The sequence below is a fragment of the Streptomyces sp. KL109B genome (assembly GCF_030766935.1).
Lineage (GTDB): Bacteria > Actinomycetota > Actinomycetes > Streptomycetales > Streptomycetaceae > Streptomyces.
This window is the reverse complement of record NZ_JASERL010000002.1, coordinates 91,913-110,369: the sequence shown is the minus strand read 5'-3', so window position 1 is coordinate 110,369 and position 18,457 is coordinate 91,913. Positions and strand designations below refer to the sequence as shown.

Genomic DNA, 18,457 nt, shown 5'->3' with positions numbered 1-18,457 from the left:
CGATCGTCATCCGGCCGACATGTGTCTTGGCGTACCACGGACCTGTCGATTGTGCCTACGGCCCTCTGTCGCACGGCAATTGACCGGTGTACCTTCCGCGCCATGCCGATACCAGACAGACGCAGCCACCACAGATCGCCGCACCGCTGGAGAACCCTCGCGGTCGCGGTCGTCACCGCCCTGCTGTCCGCCCTCGTCGCCACCGGCACCACCGCATCGGCCGCCCCGGCGGGACCCGCCAAACCGGCGGCCGAATCCAAGCCCGTCTACTCCTACGCCGACGCGATCCGCGAATCCGTCTGGGTCGACACCCGCCTCGACGGGGACGACAACGGCAGGACCGACCGGGTCGCCGTCGACATCGTCCGCCCCCGCGAACTCGACACCCAGGGCCGCAAGGTCCCCGTGATCATGGACGCCAGCCCGTACTACTCCTGCTGCGGGCGCGGCAACGAGAGCCAGAAGAAGACGTACGACGCGGACGGCAACGTCGTACAGATGCCGCTCTTCTACGACAACTACTTCGTGCCGCGCGGCTACGCGTTCGTCGGCGTCGACCTGCTCGGCACCAACCGCTCCGACGGCTGCGTGGACGTCGGCGGGGCCTACGACATCGGCTCCGCGAAGGCCGTCGTCGACTGGCTGAACGGCCGCGCCAAGGGCTACACCACCCGCACCGGCACCGAACGCGCGAAAGCGGACTGGACCAACGGCCGCACCGGCATGATCGGCAAGAGCTACGACGGCACCGTCGCCAACGGCGTCGCCGCGACCGGCGTCGAGGGCCTGGAGACCATCGTCCCCATCGGTGGCATCTCCTCCTGGTACGACTACTACTTCCAGCAGGGCGCCCCGCTCTACGACTCGGGCCCCGAGTGGCTTTCCGACTACGTCGAGAGCCCGGCGGCACGTGAACGCTGCGCCGCCGTACAGAAACGACTTGTCGACGAAGCGCCAAGAACCGGCGACTGGACCGGCCTCTGGCAGGAGCGCGACTACGTCAAGGACGCCGACAACGTCCGCGCCAGCGTCTTCGTCGTGCACGGAATGCAGGACCTGAACGTCCGCGCCAAGCACTTCGGCCAGTGGTGGGACGCCCTCGCCGAGAACGGCGTCGACCGCAAGATCTGGCTCGCCCAGACCGGCCATGTCGACCCCTTCGACTTCCGCCGCGCCGACTGGGTCGACACCCTGCACCGCTGGTTCGACCACGAACTCCTCGGCTACGACAACGGAATCGACCGCGAGCCGATGGCCGACATCGAGCGCGCCCCCGACCGCTGGACCACCGACAAGGTCTGGCCGCCGCGCGCCACCGACACCACCGCGCTGCGCCCCGCCAAGGGCGACAAGGCGGGCGTCGGCACCCTCGGCCTCAAGTCCGGCTCCGGCAAGGAGACGTTCACCGACGATCCGGCGCTCGGCGAGCTCGACTGGGCCGACCGGATCGAGCGGTCGACCCCGGAGAAGGCCGGGTTCATCAGCCGCCCGCTCGGCAAGGACCTGCGCCTTTCCGGCTCCTCGAAGGTGACGGTCACCGCGACCCCGACGACGTCCACCGCCCACCTCAGCGCCGTCCTCGTCGACCTCGGACCCGCCACCATCCGCGACTACGCGGGCGCGGGCGAGGGCATCACGACCGGCACCGAACGCAGCTGCTGGGGGCCGAGCACCACCGGCGACAGCTCCTGCTTCCTGAACACGCCGACCGCGACCACCGACGTCAACTCGACCGTGTTCAGCCGCGGTTGGGCCGACCTCGGCACGTACGCGAACCCGGAGCACGGCACCGCGCTGACGCCCGGCAAGCCGTACACCCTCACCATCGACCTGGCCGCCAGCGACCACGTCGTCCCGAAGGGCCACCGGCTCGCCCTCATCGTCGCCGGCACCGACAAGGATCTGATCGACCCGCCGTCCACCAAGCCGACCCTCAGCCTCGACCTCGGTCGCAGCGCGGCCCGCGTCCCCGTCGTCGGCGGTCCCGCCGCCTTCGCGGCCGCGACCTCCGGCTCGGCCACCGCCACCCCCCAGAAGCCCGCGGCCGACGGCGTACAGCCCTACCGCCTCGACCGCCCCATACCGGGAGGCAGCAACCGATGAGCGCACGTTCCACCCGAGCGCGCCCGCGCACCCTCGCCCTGGCCACCGCCGCAGCGACCCTCACCGCGCCCCTCGTGGTGGCGGCCCCGGCGGGCGCCGACAGCACCCTGCCCCGTACCGGCTTCGAGGAGACCGACGGCGCCCGCTGGACCAGCCAGCCCGAGGAGAAGGACCTCCTCGCGACGGTCGACAAGGCCTCCGACGCCGTGTCCGTCTCCCGGATCGGCGAGACGAAGCAGGGGCGCCCGCTGAACCTCGTGACGATCGGACAGCACCGCACCGCCAACACCGTGCTGCTCGTCTGCTCCCAGCACGGCGACGAACCCTCAGGACGCGAGGCCTGCCTGACCAAGATCCGCGACCTCGCCTACGCCAAGGACAGGGCGACGCAGCGCTTCCTGTCCCGTACGACCCTCCTCGTCGTGCCCACCGCCAACCCCGACGGCAACGCCGCCGACACCCGCGGCAACTCCGACGGCATCGACATCAACCGCGACCACATCGCCCTCAAGACCGCCGAGGCGCGCGCCATGGCCGCCGTCATCCGCGACCGCAGGCCCGACGTCATCTACGACCTGCACGAGTACGGGGCCACTCCGAAGTACTACGACAAGGACCTCTTCGACCTCTGGCCCCGCAACCTCAACACCGACGCCGCCGTCCACGACGAGGCCGAGACGCTCTCGCTCGACCACGTGCGGCCCGCCGCGAACGCGGCCGGGTACTCCACCGGCACGTACGGCATCTGGACCGACCCGGAGACCGGCGACCCGATCAAGCAGACCGCGGGGGACGGGCAGGAGCGCATCCTGCGCAATGCGTCCGGCGTCAAGAACTCCGTCGGGCTGCTCATCGAGAGCCGCGTCGACCCCGGCACCCCGGCCGAGGAGGACGATCCGGCGCTCGTCAACCAGCGGCGCCGCGACTCCCAACTCGCGGCGCTCGGCGGCCTCTTCCGGTACACGTCCGAGCGGCTCGGCGCGATCGAGGCGGCGACGACGGCGGCCCGCGCCAAGGGCTTCGCCGACAGCGGGCCGATCTACGTCGGCGGCGTCGACAACGACCCCGCCGAAGCAGCCGAGGTCATCAAGGATCCGCCCTGCGGATACCGGCTGAGCGAGGCCCAATACGCCGAGGTCAAGGACGAGTTGGCGCTGCACGGCATCACCGTGCGGAAGTCCGGCGACGGCGCCTACGTACCGCTGCGGCAGTCCGAGCGGGCCCTGGTCGCCCTGCTCCTCGACGCGCGCGCGACGTACCACTTGACGGAAGGAGATCCCGACACACGCTGCTGATCGGGTTACGGGAGTGTCAGGTGTGGTAGGTCGTAGTGGGTGACAAGCCCTCAGAAAACCCCCAGCGACGCACCCGTCCCCGAGGAGGGAGCGACCGGCGAGCGGGGCCCCGCCACGGACCGGATCGTGTTCGGCGTCACCGCCGTGCTCACTCTGGCCTTCGTGGTCTGGGGCGCCGCAGCCACAGACAACCTGGAGAGCGTCTCCAATACGCTGCTCAACGGCCTGATGCACAACGGCGGTTGGGCGTTCGTGCTCGCCGCGACAGGCTTCGTGGTCTTCGCCCTCTGGCTCGCCATGAGCCGCTACGGGAAGATCCCCCTCGGCAAGGAGGGCGAGGAACCGGAGTTCCGTACGGTCTCCTGGATCGCGATGATGTTCAGTGCGGGCATGGGCATCGGCCTCATGTTCTACGGAGTGAGCGAGCCGCTCGCGCACTTCACGACGCCGCCGCCGGGCACCGACCCGGCGGACTCGGCCGAGGGCATGGAGATCGCCCTGGCCACCACGCTGTTCCACTGGACGCTGCACCCGTGGGCGATCTACGCGGTCGTCGGACTCGCCATCGCCTACAGCACGTTCCGGCGACGCAGGCGGCAGACCATCTCGTCCGTCTTCGTCCCGCTCATCGGCGAGGAGAAGGCGCACGGCACGTGGGGCCGGGTCATCGACATCATCGCGATCTTCGCGACGCTGTTCGGCTCCGCGGCCTCGCTCGGCCTCGGTGCCCTGCAGATCGGCGCCGGCATGGAGGCGGCCGACTGGATGGACCACGCGAGCACCGGACTGCTCGTCGCGATCATCGCGGTCCTGACCGTCGCGTTCGTCGCCTCCGCCGTCTCCGGTGTGGAGAAGGGCATCCAGTGGCTGTCGAACACCAACATGGTGCTCGCGCTGTTCCTCGTGGTCTTCGTCTTCTTCGCGGGCCCGACGATCCTGATGCTCGACGAGCTGCCGACCTCCATCGGCGCGTACCTGCAGAACTTCCCGCAGCTGATCGGCCGCACCGAGGCCTCCAGCGGCAAGGGAGTCGCCGACTGGCTGAGCAGCTGGACGGTCTTCTACTGGGCGTGGTGGATCTCCTGGTCGCCGTTCGTCGGCATGTTCATCGCGCGCATCAGCAAGGGCCGTACGATCCGTCAGTTCGTCGGCGGCGTCATCCTCGTGCCCTCGACCGTCAGCCTGATCTGGTTCGCGATCTTCGGCACCACCGCGATGAGCCTGAAGGACGACGGCAAGCTGGCCGGCGCGGACACCCCGGAGACGCAGCTCTTCGGCGTGCTCCAGGAGTACCCGTTGGCCACGGTCACGGGCCTGCTCGTGATGATTCTCGTCGGCATCTTCTTCGTGTCGGGCGCGGACGCCGCGTCGATCGTCATGGGGACCCTGTCGCAGAAGGGCGCCCTCGAACCCGGCAAGTTCGTCGTCATCTTCTGGGGTGTCGTCACGGGCGCCGTCGCCGCGATCATGCTGATGATCGGCAACGGTTCCGGGGACGCGCTCACCGGCCTGCAGAACCTGACGATCCTCGTGGCGGTGCCGTTCGTCATCGTCATGATCGGTATGTGCTGGGCGCTGCTGCGCGATCTGCGCCGTGACCCGCTCATGGTCCGCGGCGAGATGGGCATCGAGGTCGTCGAGCAGGCGGTCGTCGCCGGACACGAGAAGTACGGCGGCGAGTTCGAGATCCGCATCGGCCCCGGCAGCAGCCTGGAGACCGAGGGCGACCCGATCGGCAAGCATCACGAGGACTGAGGTCCGGCACGAGGACTGACGTCCGGCACGAGGACTGACGTCCGGCACGAGGACTGACGTCCGGTGTTCTACGGGTGGGGGGTGTGGTCCGGTCCGGACCACACCCCCCACCCGTAGGTGCGTTCACCCCGCGACGGCCAGCCGGGCCGCCTCCTCGGCGCAGCCCCACGCGACCGTCACACCGGCGCCGCCGTGCCCGTAGTTGTGCACCAACACCCGCCCGTTGTCCGTGACTTCGCGCTCGATACGCACGGCGGGGCGGGCCGGTCGCAACCCCACCCGGTGGTCGAGGATCCGCGCCCCCGCGATCTCCTGGCGCACCCGCGCACAGCGCTTCACGATCTCCTCGGCGGTCGCCGGATCCGGTTCGAGGGACCAGTCGTCCTCCTGCGCGGTGCCGCCGAGCAGGAGGCGGCCGGGCTGCGGCAGGAAGTACGTCGTGGCGGACGAGGCCGGATCGGCGGTGGTGAACCACGTATCGACCCCCGGGTTCTCGACGATCACCAACTGCCCGCGCACCGGGCGCACGGAATCATCCGGTACGAGCTCGCGGGCGGCGAGCCCCGTGCAGTTCACGACGGTCGGCGCGGCGTCGATGGCCTCGCCGAGCGAGCCCACGGTACGCGCCTCGACGGTGACGCCCGCCGCCTCCAACTCGCCGCGCAGCCACGCCAGATGGGCCGGCATGTCGATCAGCGGCAGGCGCGCCGCGAGCCCCTCCGGGGTGTCGCGCATCCCCGCCACCTCACCGGCCCACGACCCGAGCCCGTCGAGCCGCGAATCCCCGTGCACGCCGTCGACGAGTCGTACCCCGGTCTCCTCGGCCCGCCCCGCCCACTCCTCGTACCGCCGCAGCGAGCGCAGCGACCACGCCCCCACCTTCTCGATCGGGTCGATCCGGTACGGCCACCACAGCCCGCCCGCGACCGCCGACGTCGTCCGCTCGGCGGCGTCCCGTGACCACACGCGGACCGGGTGCCCGAGCCGCGCGAGTTCAAGGGCGGTGCTCATCCCGATGACCCCGCCGCCGACCACGATCACTTCACTGCCGCTGTCACTGATCATCCCTGGACGCTAACCGACACCGGCGGAATGCGTCATGCCGCGCTCAGGGCGGGTGCGGGGTGGGGATACTCACTGCATGTCTGCCGACGAGTACGCGACCTTCGGCCTGGCACCGGCGATGCGCGCCGGTGGCGTCCTCGCGGACGGCGACTATCAAGTCCACCGGGATTTCGTGGACTTCATCGTCGACGGCCGCCCCCTGCTCTTCCACCTCTCCGACCTGGACGCGGTGTCACCGCTCGCCGCCGACATCCCGCCCGCGATCTTCGCGCACCACGTCAGGTGCCTCCTCCTGGAGGCGGAGGCGCCGCTGCCGGGCGGCCGCTGCGTGATCTACGGGTGCCCGGAGTGCGAGGGGATCGAGTGCGGGGCGGTGACGGCGGTGATCGAACGGGACGGTGGGGGCGGCGCGGACGACGCCGAGGGTGGTGCGGGTGGCGTCGAGGGCGGTGGTGGGGACTACGTCTGGCGGGACTTCGCCTGGCAGACGACCGAGGAGGTCGACCTGGAGCTGAACGGCTACCACGGCATCGGCCCGTTCCGCTTCCGCGGCGCCGATTACCGGGCGGAGCTCGGCCGGCTCCTGGACGGGGCCGAGGGGCCCACTCCGCGCCGCAAGGTGCTGCTGATCGGCGCCCGGGTCGCCGTCCTCGCCAGGCTCGCGGCGGCGCTGCGCACGATCGGCGTCGGCGCGGACATCACGCACGATGCCACCGGCGTGCCACCGGAGGAGCTGCGTACGTACGCGGTGGTGGCCTTCGGCCGCGCGGTGGAGCCGGAACAACGGGCGGCGGTACGCCACGAGTTCGAGCGCGCCGGGGCGGACATCGCCTACGTCGACGGCCTCGCCCCGATCATCCCGCTCCTCGTCGCCCAGATCGAGAGCGCCCTGGAACGGGGCCCGCTGGAGCAGCGCCGTCTCACCCGGCTCATCGCCGCCGACGGCGAGGCGGGCGTCGAGGTCACCTCCACCTGCCGCGTCCGCCTCACGGCGTACCGCATCGACCGCCTCTACCGCAGCCACACCCACGAAGTCTTCGACGCGGTCCTGGAAACGGGCCGCCACCGCATCCCCCTCGACAAGAAGGCGACCCGCGGCGAGTCCTTCCTGGTGGCTCGTACGACGGGGAGCGTGCTGGTGACCCGCATGGAACGCTGACCCCATCAAGCCCCTGCGGACATGCTGCTCCCGTCAGGCCCCTGCGGAACGTTGCCCCCATCAAGCCCCTGCGGCGATTGAGCAGCGGGGTCTGGGGCAGAGCCCCAGGGCGCGGCCCGGACGATCGCAACAGGACGGGTGGGCGCCAACTAGGATCAACCCCCTGATGACCGCAACCCTCGTAGCCAAGAAGCTCGCCGCAGGCCACGGTGACCGCTCGCTCTTCTCGGGGCTCGACCTCGTCGTCGCCCCCGGCGACGTCATCGGCCTCGTCGGCGCCAACGGAGCCGGAAAGTCCACCCTCCTGCGCCTCCTCGCCGGCCTCGCCACCCCCGAGGAGGGCGAGGTCCGCCTCTCCCCGCCGACCGCCACCGTCGGCCACCTCCCGCAGGAACCGGACCGCCGCCCCGGCGAGACGATCCGCGAGTTCCTGGCCCGCCGCACCGGCGTGGCCGCGGCGCAGCACGCCATGGACGAGGCGACCCAGGGCCTGGTCGACGGCGCACCCGGCGCCGACGACGCGTACGCCACCAGCCTCGACCGCTGGCTGCACCTCGGCGGCGCCGACCTCGACGAGCGAGCCGACGAGGTCGCGGACCAACTCGGCCTGGCCGTCGGCCTCGACCACACCATGACCTCCCTCTCCGGCGGCCAGGCCGCCCGCGCCGGCCTCGCCTCCCTGCTCCTCTCCCGCTACGACGTCTTCCTCCTCGACGAGCCGACCAACGACCTCGACCTCGACGGCCTCGACCGCCTGGAGACCTTCGTACGCGGCCTGCGCGCCGGCACCGTCGTCGTCAGCCACGACCGCGAGTTCCTCACCCGCACCGTCATCAAGGTCCTCGAACTCGACCTCGCCCAGCAGCAGATCAACCTCTACGGAGGCGGATACGCCGCCTACTTGGAGGAGCGCGAGGTGGCACGCCGCCACGCGCGCGAGGAGTACGAGGAGTACGCCGACAAGAAGGCGGCCCTCGAAGGCCGCGCCCAGATGCAGCGCACCTGGATGGACAAGGGCGTCAAGAACGCGCGCCGCAAGGCCACCGACAGCGACAAGATCGGCCGCAAGTTCCGCAGCGAGGCGAGCGAGAAACAGGCCGCGAAGGCCCGCCAGACCCAGAAGATGATCGAACGCCTCGACGTCGTCGACGAGCCCCGAAAGGAGTGGGAGCTACGCATGGAGATCGCGTCGGCGCCACGCTCCGGCGCGGTCGTGGCCTCCCTCCGAGACGCCTGCCTACAACGCGGCGACTTCACCTTCGGCCCGGTCACCCTCCAGATCGACTGGGCGGACCGCGTCGCGATCACCGGCGCGAACGGCTCCGGAAAGTCGACCCTGCTCGCGGCGTTGCTCGGCCGTGTCCCACTGGAGTCGGGGCATGCGGCACTCGGTTCGGGCGTCGTGATCGGCGAAATCGACCAGGCCCGCGCCCTCTTCCACGGCCCGGAAACCCTCCTCGAAGCGTTCGGCGCGGCCGTCCCCACCATGGAACCGGCCGAAGTCCGCACGCTGCTCGCCAAGTTCGCCCTGAAGGCGGACCACGTCCTGCGGCCCGCGGCGACGCTCTCCCCAGGCGAACGCACCCGCGCCGCCCTCGCCCTCCTCCAGGGCCGCGGCGTCAACCTCCTGGTCCTCGACGAGCCGACCAACCACCTCGACCTCCCGGCGATCGAACAACTCGAATCAGCCCTGTCGACCTACGAGGGCACCCTCCTCCTCGTCACCCACGACCGCCACATGCTCACCACGATCCAAACGACGAGACACCTGGAACTGACCGAGGGCAAACTGACGGAGGCCTTCTAGCGGCGCGGGGAACTGCGCGCCCAACCCCGCCGCACCGCACAACGGGTGCGGCCCCGCCCCCCGTGGCCGAGGCCATGTCTGGGGGCGCGGGGAACTGCGCAACCCCAACCCCGCCGCACCGCACAACGGGTGCGGCCCCGCCCCCTGTGGCCGAGGCCATGTCTGGGGGCGCGGGGAACTGCGCAACTCCAACCCCGCCAGACCGTACAGCCCCCGCCCCCCCTCAACCCCGACGCCCTAGGCCAACCCGGCCTTCCTCAACGCATCCGCCATCGCCGAATTCGTCGGCGCCGCCGCAGGACGACCCTTGCCGCCCCCCTTGCCCCCGCCGGAGGCACCCCCCTGCCGCGACTGCCGCGGCGGCTTCCGATCGCCACCCCGGTCACCCCGGTCACCCCGGTCACCGCGCGGACCCCGCTCACCGCGATCCCCACGCCCCCCGCCCCCGCCGGAGGCCTTCTCGTCGTCCAGCCGCAGCGTCAGCGAAATCCGCTTGCGCGGCACGTCGACGTCCAGGACCTTCACCTTGACGATGTCGCCGGGCTTGACCACGTCCCGCGGATCCTTGACGAACGTACGGGAAAGCGCCGAGACATGCGCCAACCCGTCCTGGTGCACACCCACATCGATGAACGCCCCGAAGGCGGCCACATTCGTGACGACGCCCTCCAGCACCATCCCGGCCTCCAGGTCGGAGAGCTTCTCGACGCCCTCCTTGAAGGTGGCCGTCTTGAAGGCGGGCCGCGGGTCACGCCCCGGCTTCTCCAGCTCCTTCAGGATGTCGGTGACGGTCGGCAGACCGAACGTGTCGTCCACGTAGTCCGCCGCCTTCAGCGAGCGCAGCGCCCCCGCGTCGCCGACCAGCGACGCGACCTCGCCCCCCGTCGACTTCGCCATCCTGCGCACCACCGGGTACGCCTCCGGGTGCACGGACGACGCGTCCAACGGGTCGTCCCCGCCCCGGATCCGCAGGAAGCCCGCACACTGCTCGTACGCCTTCGGGCCGAGCCGCGCCACGTCCTTGAGGCCCTTGCGGTTGGTGAAAGGACCGTTGGAGTCGCGGTGCGCCACGATGTTCTCGGCCAGCCCGGAGCCAATCCCCGACACGCGCGCGAGGAGCGGCGCGGACGCGGTGTTCACATCAACACCCACCCCGTTCACACAGTCCTCGACGACCGCGTCCAGCGAACGCGACAGCTTCACCTCGCTCAGGTCGTGCTGGTACTGCCCGACCCCGATCGACTTCGGATCGATCTTCACGAGCTCCGCCAGCGGATCCTGCAGCCGCCGCGCGATGGAGACGGCCCCGCGCAGCGAGACGTCCATGTCGGGCAGCTCCTGCGAGGCGAAGGCCGACGCCGAGTACACCGAGGCGCCCGCCTCGCTCACCATCACCTTGGTGAGCTTCAACTCCGGGTGCTTGGAGATGAGTTCACCGGCGAGCTTGTCGGTCTCACGGGACGCCGTGCCGTTGCCGATCGCGACGAGGTCGACGGAGTGCTCGCGCGCGAGCTTCGCCAGCTTGCCGATCGCCTCGTCCCACCGGTTGGCGGGGACATGCGGGTGAATGACGTCCGTGGCGACGACCTTGCCCGTCGCGTCGACGACCGCGACCTTCACACCCGTACGGAAACCGGGGTCGAGCCCCAGCGTCGCGCGCGTGCCCGCCGGGGCGGCAAGCAGCAGGTCCCGCAGGTTCGCCGCGAACACCTTGACCGCCTCGTCCTCTGCGGCCGTCCGCAGGCGCGTGCGCAGGTCGAGCCCGAGGTGCACCAGGACGCGCGTACGCCAGGCCCAACGGACCGTGTCGGCGAGCCACTTGTCGGCGGCCCGCCCCTCGTTACGGATCCCGAACCGGTCGGCGATGATCGGCTCGTACGAGGACGCAGCGCCCGCGGCACCGTCCTCGACCGGCTCCTCCGGCTCCAGGACGAGCTCCAGCACGTCCTCCTTCTCGCCGCGCAGCATCGCGAGCACGCGGTGCGAGGGCAGCTCGGTGAAGGGCTCCGCGAAGTCGAAGTAGTCGGCGAACTTGGCGCCCGCGTCCTCCTTGCCGGACTTCACCTTCGCCGAGAGCCGGCCGCGCCCCCACATGCGCTCACGCAGCTCACCGATCAGGTCGGCGTCCTCGGAGAAGCGCTCGGTGAGGATCGCGCGGGCCCCGTCGAGCGCGGCCTGCGCGTCGGCGACGCCCTTGTCGGCGTCCACGAACGCGGCCGCGGCGGCCTGCGGCTCCACCGACGGGTCGCCGAGCAGCCCCTCCGCCAGCGGCTCAAGCCCCGCCTCGCGGGCGATCTGCGCCTTGGTGCGGCGCTTCGGCTTGAAGGGCAGGTAGATGTCCTCCAGGCGCGCCTTGGTGTCGGCGGCGCGGATCTGCGCCTCAAGGTCCGAGGTCAGCTTGCCCTGCTCGCGCACCGAGTCGAGGACGGCCGTGCGCCGCTCCTCCAGCTCGCGCAGATACCGCAGCCGCTCCTCCAGGGTGCGCAGCTGGGCATCGTCGAGGGACTCCGTCGCCTCCTTGCGGTAGCGGGCGATGAAGGGCACCGTCGAGCCGCCGTCAAGCAGCTCGACCGCGGCCTTCACCTGCCGCTCCCGTACGCCGAGTTCCTCGGCAATCCTGCTCTCGATGGACCCGAGCCCGGATCCAGCAGTGGTGCCAACTGTGGGTGTCGCCACGATCCCGTACCGCCTATGTCGACTGAGGTTGCGCCGCAATTGTGGCAGGTGGCACCGACAACCGGGCAACCAAGCCTCGCCGGCGCCCGTGACGCCGGTTCGGCATATCAAGCCCCGCCGGCGATTGAGGCGCGGGGTCCGGGGCAGCGCCCCGCGACGGTACCCACGGTCGACCGCTACGCCGCCTTGCCGATGAGGTCCGCGGGAAACGCCCCGTTCCCCATCGCCGCGCCCAGGAACGTCGTCGCCAACTCGCTGAGCCGCGCCACACCCGCCTCCCCGAGGTGCTCGTAGGGCGCACGGTCGAGCACATCCGTACGGTGCTCCAGCTCCGCGCGCAGCGCGACGCCCGCCTCCGTGAGCGTCAACTCCTCGTCCCCGGTGAGCAGTCCACGCGCGCGAAGCCGCTCCGCCGCCGCGTCGTACTCGGCCCGGTCCCACCCACGCGTGGCCAGCAGCCACTTCGGAGCCATGCCCTTGCCGGTCGCGACATGGCTCACGAGGGCTTCGACCGGGTCGAGTTCGGCGCCGAGCAGCGCCGCGATGTGCCCGTCGCCCCGGTGCTCGCGCAGCAGCGTCGCCGCGTGCCAGTACGCCATGTGCGGCGCCTCCGGGACGTCGAGATCGGCGTGGGCGGCGTACAGGGGGCGGGCGTGCCGGGTGCAGGCCTCCGTGGCGCGCAGGGCGAGTTCGGCGGCCTCGGCCATCTCCTTGGAGGCGAGCGCCTCCGCGCCGATGAGGCGGCGCAGCGTCGCGTCGACGGCACGCGCGCGTGCCGCGAGGACCGCCTCCGGCGACACGGTCTCCCACACGGCGGGCACGTGCCGGGCCACCAGCTCGTGCTTGAAGTTGTAGAACGTCGCGGTCACGGCCCCCGCGCCGACGGCCCCCATGGGCGCGGACCGCGCCGCGAGATAGACGGCGCTCGCGTCCGTCACGCCGATGTCCGCCAGTTCCTTGCCGAGGTCGGGCGAGAAGTAGTGCGTCGAGTGGAACGGGTTGAGCACGTTGTGGCAGTGACGGGCGGCGCGCAGGCGGGGGTCTGAAGTCATGCCGTTACGTTACCGACCAGTCGGTACGGGGGTCAGCCCGGGCCACCGGACCATGGCAGGAAAGGTGGGGGATTCGTCATTGCAGCCACCCTCGCGCGGCCCGAAGAATGGCTGCCATGACGTCGCCGCGCACCGTCCTTGTCCTCCTCTTCGAGCAGGTGCAGAGCCTCGATGTCACGGGCCCCGTAGAGGTCTTCTCCGGCGCGGGCGAGGCGTCGTACCGGGTCCTGACGGCTTCGTACGACGGCGCCCCGGTCCGTACGTCGAGCGGTCTCACCCTGACCCCCGACCACGCCCTCGCCGACGCGCCGCCCGCGCACACGCTCGTCGTCCCCGGCGGCGACGGCACGCGCGACCCGGACCCACGGCTCATCGCCTGGCTGCGCGAGCACGCCCCGCACGTCAGCCGCACCGTCTCGGTGTGCACCGGCGCGTTCCTGCTGGCGCGGGCCGGGCTCCTGGACGGTCGCCGGGCCACGACGCACTGGGCGTTCTGCGACACGCTCGCCCGCAAGTACCCGGACGTGGCGGTGGACGCCGACCCCGTCTACGTACGGGACGGACCGGTGGCGACGTCGGCGGGCGTGACCGCGGGCATCGACCTCGCGCTCGCCCTCGTGGAGGAGGACCACGGCAGGGACCTGGCGCTTGAGATCGCCCGCGCCCTCGTCGTGTTCCTGCGGCGCCCCGCGAACCAGGCCCAGTTCAGCACCCAGCTCGCCGCGCAGACGGCCCGCAGCGAGCCGCTGAGCGAGGTGCAGCGGTGGATCGCCGAGCACCCCGGGGCGGACCTCTCCGTCCCCGCGCTCGCGAGCCGCGCCCGCCTCTCCCCGCGCCACTTCGCCCGCGCCTTCCGCACGGAGACGGGCCTGACCCCGGGCCGGTACGTCGAGCGTGTCCGCGTCGAGCACGCCCGTCGCCTCCTGGAGGACACCACGGGCGGCGTCGAGGAGATCTCCCGCTCCAGCGGCTACGGCACCCCGGAGGCGATGCGCCGCGCCTTCCTCAAGACCATCGGCACCTCACCGGCCGAGTACCGACGCCGCTTCCACGCCCCCGTGGGCCCCTGACCAGCACGCCACGAGCACGCCACGAGCACGCCACGAGCACGTCACCAGCACCCACCCGACCCTCCGAACCCTCCGAAAGGCCCGCCATGCAGATCGCCATCGCCCTCTACGAACGGTTCACCGCCCTCGACGCCATCGGCCCCTACCAGACCCTCGGCGGCATACCTGGCGTCGACGTCGTCCTCGTCGCCGAGCAAACCGGGCCCGTGCGGGACGACAGCGGGCGGCTCGCGCTCGTCGCCGACAAGACCTTCGACGAGGTCCGCGCCCCGGACGTGGTCGTCGTGCCCGGCGGCCCCGACCAGAGCCAACAGACGCGGAACGGGCCGCTGTTGGAGTGGCTGCGCGCCGTCGACGCGAGCACCACCTGGACGACGTCCGTGTGCACCGGCTCCCTCGCGCTCGCCGCGGCCGGCCTGATCGAGGGTCGCGAGGCCACCTCGCACTGGCTCGCCCTGCCGGAGCTGGAACGGCTCGGCTCCAAGTCGACCGGGCGGCGCGTGGTGTTCGACGGCAAGTACGTCACCGCGGCCGGCGTCTCCTCCGGCATCGACATGGGTCTCGCGCTCGCGGGCCGGATCGCGGGCGACGAGACCGCCCAGGCCATCCAGCTGATGACCGAGTACGACCCGCAGCCGCCCTACGACGCCGGCTCCCCGGACAAGGCCCCCGCCCACCTCGTGGAGATGTTCCGCAATCAGGCCGGCTGACCGGGCTCCCGGCCCCCTGACTCTCAGCCCCCTACGGTCCATGCGAAGCGCGGCGCGCGCCGCTCCAGGAACGCCGCGACACCCTCCGCGGTCTCCGCGCCGGCGCGCGCCTGCTCGGCCCAGTGCGCCTCCCGGTCCGTGCGCCCGTCCACGAACTCCTTCGCGGCGGCCTGCGTCAGCTGCGAGCGGGCGGCGAGGGTCCGGGTGAACTCGGCGACCCGCTCGCCGAGTTCGGCCTCGGGCAGCACCTCGTCCACGAGCCCGGTCCGCAGCGCCCGCTCACTCCCGATCAACTCGCCGCCGAACAACAGGTACTTGGCGGTCGCGGGACCCACCAGCGCGGCGAGCCGGCGCGTCGACGACGCCGGGTACACGATCCCGAGCTTGGCCGGCGTCACCCCGAACCGCGCCCCCTGCGCGGCGAACCGCAGATCGCACGCCGCCGCCAACTGGCAGCCGCCGCCCACGCAGTAGCCGCGCACCACGGCCAGCGTCGGCTTCGGAAACGCGGCGAGCGCGTCCTCCGCCGCGACCGCGAGCCCCTGCGCCGCGCCCTCTCGAAGTGTCGATATGTCGGCCCCCGCGCAGAACGTGTCCCCGGCCCCGGTCAGCACGAGCACCCGCACCCCTGGATCGGCCGCGAGCCGTTCGAGGAGCGGCGGCAGGGACGCCCACATGGCGTCGGTCATGGCGTTGCGCTTGGCGGGGTGATCGATGACCACTGTGGCGACACCGTCGGCGACGACGTGCCTGATCTGCGGCGGAGACACGGAAGGCATGCGGCGGATGCTATCCGGGCCGAGAACGTCGTCGGCGTGTCGGGCAGCTCGTACAACAAGCTGAAGAGGGTGCAAGTCGGGCGGAATGGGAGTGGGAGTGATCGACGATCAGGCCCGTACGGGCAATGTCGATCAAATCCCGTCGATACACGCTGACTTCTGGTCAGTACGGCGGCCCGGAGCAGGTGATTCCCAACACTCGAAGCGTGGTGACAATCGAGCGTAAGGGCGGCGACCTGACAATGAGCGACCACGGGTGGGGATCCCGCCCACGTCCTCAGGGCGGCGGGGGAGCGCCCCCGGATCGTCCGGCGGACGGGCCGCTTCCGTACGAGGGGGTCTGGCGGTTCACGACCCAGGCGGTCGACGCCTCCGTGCCGCAGGCCCGCCGCGCGGTGCGCGAACTGCTCTCCCGGCAAGGGGTGCCCGCCCCGGACGACCTGGTGCACGGGCTGCTCGTGATCGTCTCCGAACTCGTCACGAACGCGGTGAAGCACGCCGCCGTCGTCTCGCCGATGCTCGCCGTGGAGGTCGCCGTCGGGCCCGAGTGGGTGCGGGTGTCCGTGGAGGACGAACACCCCTACAAACCCACGGCACTGGAGGCCACCAGCGGTCAGACCGGCGGCCGCGGCCTGCTGCTCGTCCGCGAGATCACCGCGGAGGCGGGCGGCGTCTGCGAGGTCACGAACACCGCGAGCGGGGGCAAGGTGATCTGGGCCGCCCTGCCCCTCAAGCCCGAGACCGCTACCAGCCCGCCGCCTGGCCCGTAAGTTCCTTGATCGCGGGCAGCGCCGCGTCGAGGACCGTCATGAACCACGCCGAGAACGGGTCCTCGGAGTGCCGCGCGGCCAGCTCGTCGGCCGTCACGAACACCGTCGCCCCGACCTCCTCCGGGTCGGGGTTCAGCGCTGCCTGCACCAGACCCACGTAGAGGTGGTTGTACTCCTGCTCCACCAGGCCCGAGTCCGGGTCCGGGTGGTTGTAGCGCACCGTGCCGGCCTCGGCCATCAGCGAGGGCGAGACGCCGAGCTCCTCGTAGGTGCGCCGGGCGGCCGCCGCGAAGGGGGCCTCGCCGGGGTACGGGTGGCCGCAGCAGGTGTTCGACCAGACGCCGGGGGAGTGGTACTTGCCGAGCGCCCGCTGCTGCAGCAGCAGCCGGCCCTGCTCGTCGAAGAGGAACACGGAGAACGCTCTGTGCAGCTGCCCGGGCGGCTGGTGCGCCGCGAGCTTCTCCGCCGTGCCGATCGTCCTGCCGTCCTCGTCGACGAGTTCCAGCAAGATCGCTTCCGCGGTGCCGTTCGACGAGCTGTTCGTCGTGGGGGCAGGTGTGATCGGCATACCCATCCTTCGTTTCGGTCCTCGAACCAAGTCTGCCGTACGAGGCGGACAGTTCCCCCGCGACGGTCAGACGCCGAACGCGGCCGGGTAGGTGATCGTGCCCCGCGGGAGTGGGGCGGAATCGTCGCTTCCGGCCAGGTCCGCCCCCGGGCCCTCGCGCTGGGCCCCGTCCAGGACGAGCGCCATCATCGCCTCGTCCGGCACCTCGAAACCGGGCCGGATGCCGTACCCCGAAGCAGGCGTGAAGCCGAACCGCGGGTAGTACTCCGGGTGTCCGAGCACCAGCACCATGCGCTCGCCACGCGCGCGTGCCGCCTCAAGCACCGCGCGTACGACGGCCGAGCCCGCGCCCGTGCGCTGGTGCCGCGGCAGCACCGCGCAGGGAGCGAGGGCCGCGGCCGGCGCGCCGTCGACGGTGCAGCGGGTGATCAGCGCGTACGCCACGACGGTGCCGTCCGCGTCCTCGGCCACGTACGACAGGCCCTCCAGCCACGCGTCCTCGTCGGCGCGCAGGGCGTCCACGAGATCGGCCTCGGCCTCGGTGGGGAAGGCGGCGGCGTTGACGGCGTGCACGGCAGCCCGGTCGGAGGAGGTCTCGGGCCGCGTGTGCCACCCGTCCGTGGGACCCGGCGTCCCCCGCGTGGCGTCGGCGTTCTCGGTGTGCTCGGTCAACGTAAAACCCCTGTCAGTGACAGAGCCGCGCTTCGTGCTCCGCGTGGCCCGTCGGCTCCAGCTGGAAGGTGCAGTGCTCCACGTCGAAGTGATCGCCGAGGCAGCCCTGTAGTTCGTGCAGCATCTTCTCGTGGCCGATCGAGCCCAGCACATCCGGGCTGACCACCACGTGCGCCGAGAGCACCGGCATCCCTGAAGTGATCGTCCACGCGTGCAGGTCGTGCACGTCCTCGACGCCGGGCAGCGCCAGTATGTGCGCCCTGACCTGCGCCATGTCGACGCCCTTGGGGGCCGATTCGAGCAGCACGTTCAGCGTCTCGCGCAGCAGCTTCACGGTGCGCGGCACGATCATGAGGCCGATCACGAGCGAGGCGATCGGGTCGGCGGGCTGCCAGCCCGTGGTCAGGATGATCGCCGCGGAGATCAGCACCGCGAGGGAACCGAGGGCGTCGGCGGCCACCTCAAGGAAGGCGCCCCGCACGTTCAGGCTCTCCTGCTGCCCCTTCACAAGGAGGGACAGCGAAATCATGTTCGCCACCAGGCCGATCAGGCCGAAGACGATCGTCTGCCCGCCCGCCGTCTCGGCCGGCTCGATGAACCGCTCGATCGCCTCGTACAGGACATAGCCGCCGACGCCGAGCAGCAGCAGACAGTTGGCGAGCGCGGCGAGGATCTCGGCGCGCGCGTAGCCGAAGGTGCGCTGGTCGCTGGCCGGGCGGTTGGCGAAGTGGATCGCGATCAGGGCCATCGCGAGGCCGAGCGCGTCCGTCGCCATGTGGGCGGCGTCGGCGATCAGCGCGAGCGAGTCGGCGAGGAGACCGCCGACGATCTCCACCACCATCACGGTCATCGTGATCGACAGCGCGATCCGCAGCCGCCCCCGGTGCGCGGCCGCGGCCGTCCCGGTCGTCGGCCCGTGGCTGTGCCCGTGGTCGTGATCGTGCCCGAGGCCCATCGAAAACCCCCTGTCCGCCGC

Annotated in this window: 15 protein-coding genes; 8 read left to right on the top strand and 7 right to left on the bottom strand. The window is 71.4% G+C overall.

From position 1 onward, the window contains the following. Nucleotides 1-102 precede the first annotated feature (102 nt). Genes RBJ65_RS06530 through RBJ65_RS06520 form a run of 3 tightly spaced genes read left to right on the top strand, consistent with a single transcriptional unit; the run spans nucleotide 103 to nucleotide 5,153 of the window. Nucleotides 103-2,103 (top strand): Xaa-Pro dipeptidyl-peptidase, encoded by a 2,001-nt coding sequence (locus RBJ65_RS06530; protein WP_306316618.1) that lies wholly within the window; start codon nucleotides 103-105, stop codon nucleotides 2,101-2,103. After that, complete coding sequence (locus tag RBJ65_RS06525) at nucleotides 2,100-3,398, top strand: M14 family metallocarboxypeptidase (protein WP_306316619.1); 1,299 nt, start codon at nucleotides 2,100-2,102, stop codon at nucleotides 3,396-3,398. The genes RBJ65_RS06530 and RBJ65_RS06525 overlap by 4 nt, the downstream gene beginning before the upstream one ends. Before the next feature lie 39 nt (nucleotides 3,399-3,437). Further along, nucleotides 3,438-5,153 carry a BCCT family transporter gene (locus RBJ65_RS06520; RefSeq protein ID WP_372341172.1) on the top strand — a complete coding sequence of 572 codons (1,716 nt, stop codon included), beginning with the start codon at nucleotides 3,438-3,440 and terminating at the stop codon, nucleotides 5,151-5,153. A 123-nt stretch (nucleotides 5,154-5,276) separates the two neighbouring features. Here the strand turns inward: RBJ65_RS06520 and RBJ65_RS06515 are convergent, their stop codons facing one another. Then, complete coding sequence (locus RBJ65_RS06515; RefSeq protein ID WP_306316620.1) at nucleotides 5,277-6,218, bottom strand: FAD-dependent oxidoreductase; 942 nt, start codon at nucleotides 6,216-6,218, stop codon at nucleotides 5,277-5,279. Between the two features lie 76 nt (nucleotides 6,219-6,294). Between RBJ65_RS06515 and RBJ65_RS06510 the strand changes: the two genes are divergently transcribed. Both RBJ65_RS06510 and RBJ65_RS06505 read left to right on the top strand, forming a co-directional pair. Beyond that, the gene (locus RBJ65_RS06510) at nucleotides 6,295-7,377 is read left to right on the top strand and encodes an oxidoreductase (protein ID WP_306316621.1); all 1,083 of its coding nucleotides are present in this window, start codon (nucleotides 6,295-6,297) and stop codon (nucleotides 7,375-7,377) included. Between the two features lie 166 nt (nucleotides 7,378-7,543). Continuing rightward, nucleotides 7,544-9,184, top strand: a complete 1,641-nt coding sequence (locus RBJ65_RS06505; RefSeq protein WP_306316622.1) for an ABC-F family ATP-binding cassette domain-containing protein — start codon at nucleotides 7,544-7,546, stop codon at nucleotides 9,182-9,184. A gap of 237 nt (nucleotides 9,185-9,421) precedes the next feature. Here the strand turns inward: RBJ65_RS06505 and RBJ65_RS06500 are convergent, their stop codons facing one another. Both RBJ65_RS06500 and RBJ65_RS06495 read right to left on the bottom strand, forming a co-directional pair. Next, nucleotides 9,422-11,860, bottom strand: coding sequence for a Tex family protein (locus RBJ65_RS06500; protein ID WP_306316623.1), 2,439 nt, complete (start codon nucleotides 11,858-11,860; stop codon nucleotides 9,422-9,424). 176 nt (nucleotides 11,861-12,036) lie between these two features. After that, a complete protein-coding gene (locus RBJ65_RS06495) occupies nucleotides 12,037-12,912 on the bottom strand; it encodes a hypothetical protein (protein ID WP_306316624.1) in 876 nt (291 codons plus the stop codon). 107 nt (nucleotides 12,913-13,019) lie between these two features. Here RBJ65_RS06495 and RBJ65_RS06490 point away from each other — a divergent pair, with 107 nt between their 5' ends. Further along, a complete protein-coding gene (locus tag RBJ65_RS06490) occupies nucleotides 13,020-13,982 on the top strand; it encodes a GlxA family transcriptional regulator (protein ID WP_306316625.1) in 963 nt (320 codons plus the stop codon). 86 nt (nucleotides 13,983-14,068) lie between these two features. Beyond that, entirely contained in the window at nucleotides 14,069-14,692 is a 624-nt protein-coding gene (locus tag RBJ65_RS06485; RefSeq protein WP_306316626.1) for a DJ-1/PfpI family protein, read from the top strand. A gap of 23 nt (nucleotides 14,693-14,715) precedes the next feature. Here RBJ65_RS06485 and RBJ65_RS06480 read toward each other — a convergent pair whose 3' ends face one another. Beyond that, the gene (locus tag RBJ65_RS06480) at nucleotides 14,716-15,471 is read right to left on the bottom strand and encodes an enoyl-CoA hydratase/isomerase family protein (protein WP_306316627.1); all 756 of its coding nucleotides are present in this window, start codon (nucleotides 15,469-15,471) and stop codon (nucleotides 14,716-14,718) included. 242 nt (nucleotides 15,472-15,713) lie between these two features. Here RBJ65_RS06480 and RBJ65_RS06475 point away from each other — a divergent pair, with 242 nt between their 5' ends. Continuing rightward, nucleotides 15,714-16,241, top strand: a complete 528-nt coding sequence (locus RBJ65_RS06475) for an ATP-binding protein (protein WP_306316728.1) — start codon at nucleotides 15,714-15,716, stop codon at nucleotides 16,239-16,241. Here RBJ65_RS06475 and idi read toward each other — a convergent pair. From idi to RBJ65_RS06460, 3 genes are all read right to left on the bottom strand, one after another. Continuing rightward, nucleotides 16,216-16,809 carry an isopentenyl-diphosphate Delta-isomerase gene (idi, locus tag RBJ65_RS06470; RefSeq protein ID WP_306316628.1) on the bottom strand — a complete coding sequence of 198 codons (594 nt, stop codon included), beginning with the start codon at nucleotides 16,807-16,809 and terminating at the stop codon, nucleotides 16,216-16,218. The two genes, RBJ65_RS06475 and idi, sit on opposite strands and share 26 nt — an antisense overlap. A 66-nt stretch (nucleotides 16,810-16,875) precedes the next feature. Continuing rightward, on the bottom strand, nucleotides 16,876-17,481 hold the full coding sequence (locus RBJ65_RS06465; RefSeq protein WP_306316629.1) for a GNAT family N-acetyltransferase: 606 nt from the start codon (nucleotides 17,479-17,481) through the stop codon (nucleotides 16,876-16,878). A 13-nt stretch (nucleotides 17,482-17,494) separates the two neighbouring features. Then, a complete protein-coding gene (locus tag RBJ65_RS06460) occupies nucleotides 17,495-18,436 on the bottom strand; it encodes a cation diffusion facilitator family transporter (protein WP_306316630.1) in 942 nt (313 codons plus the stop codon). Between the last annotated feature and the right edge of the window lie 21 nt (nucleotides 18,437-18,457).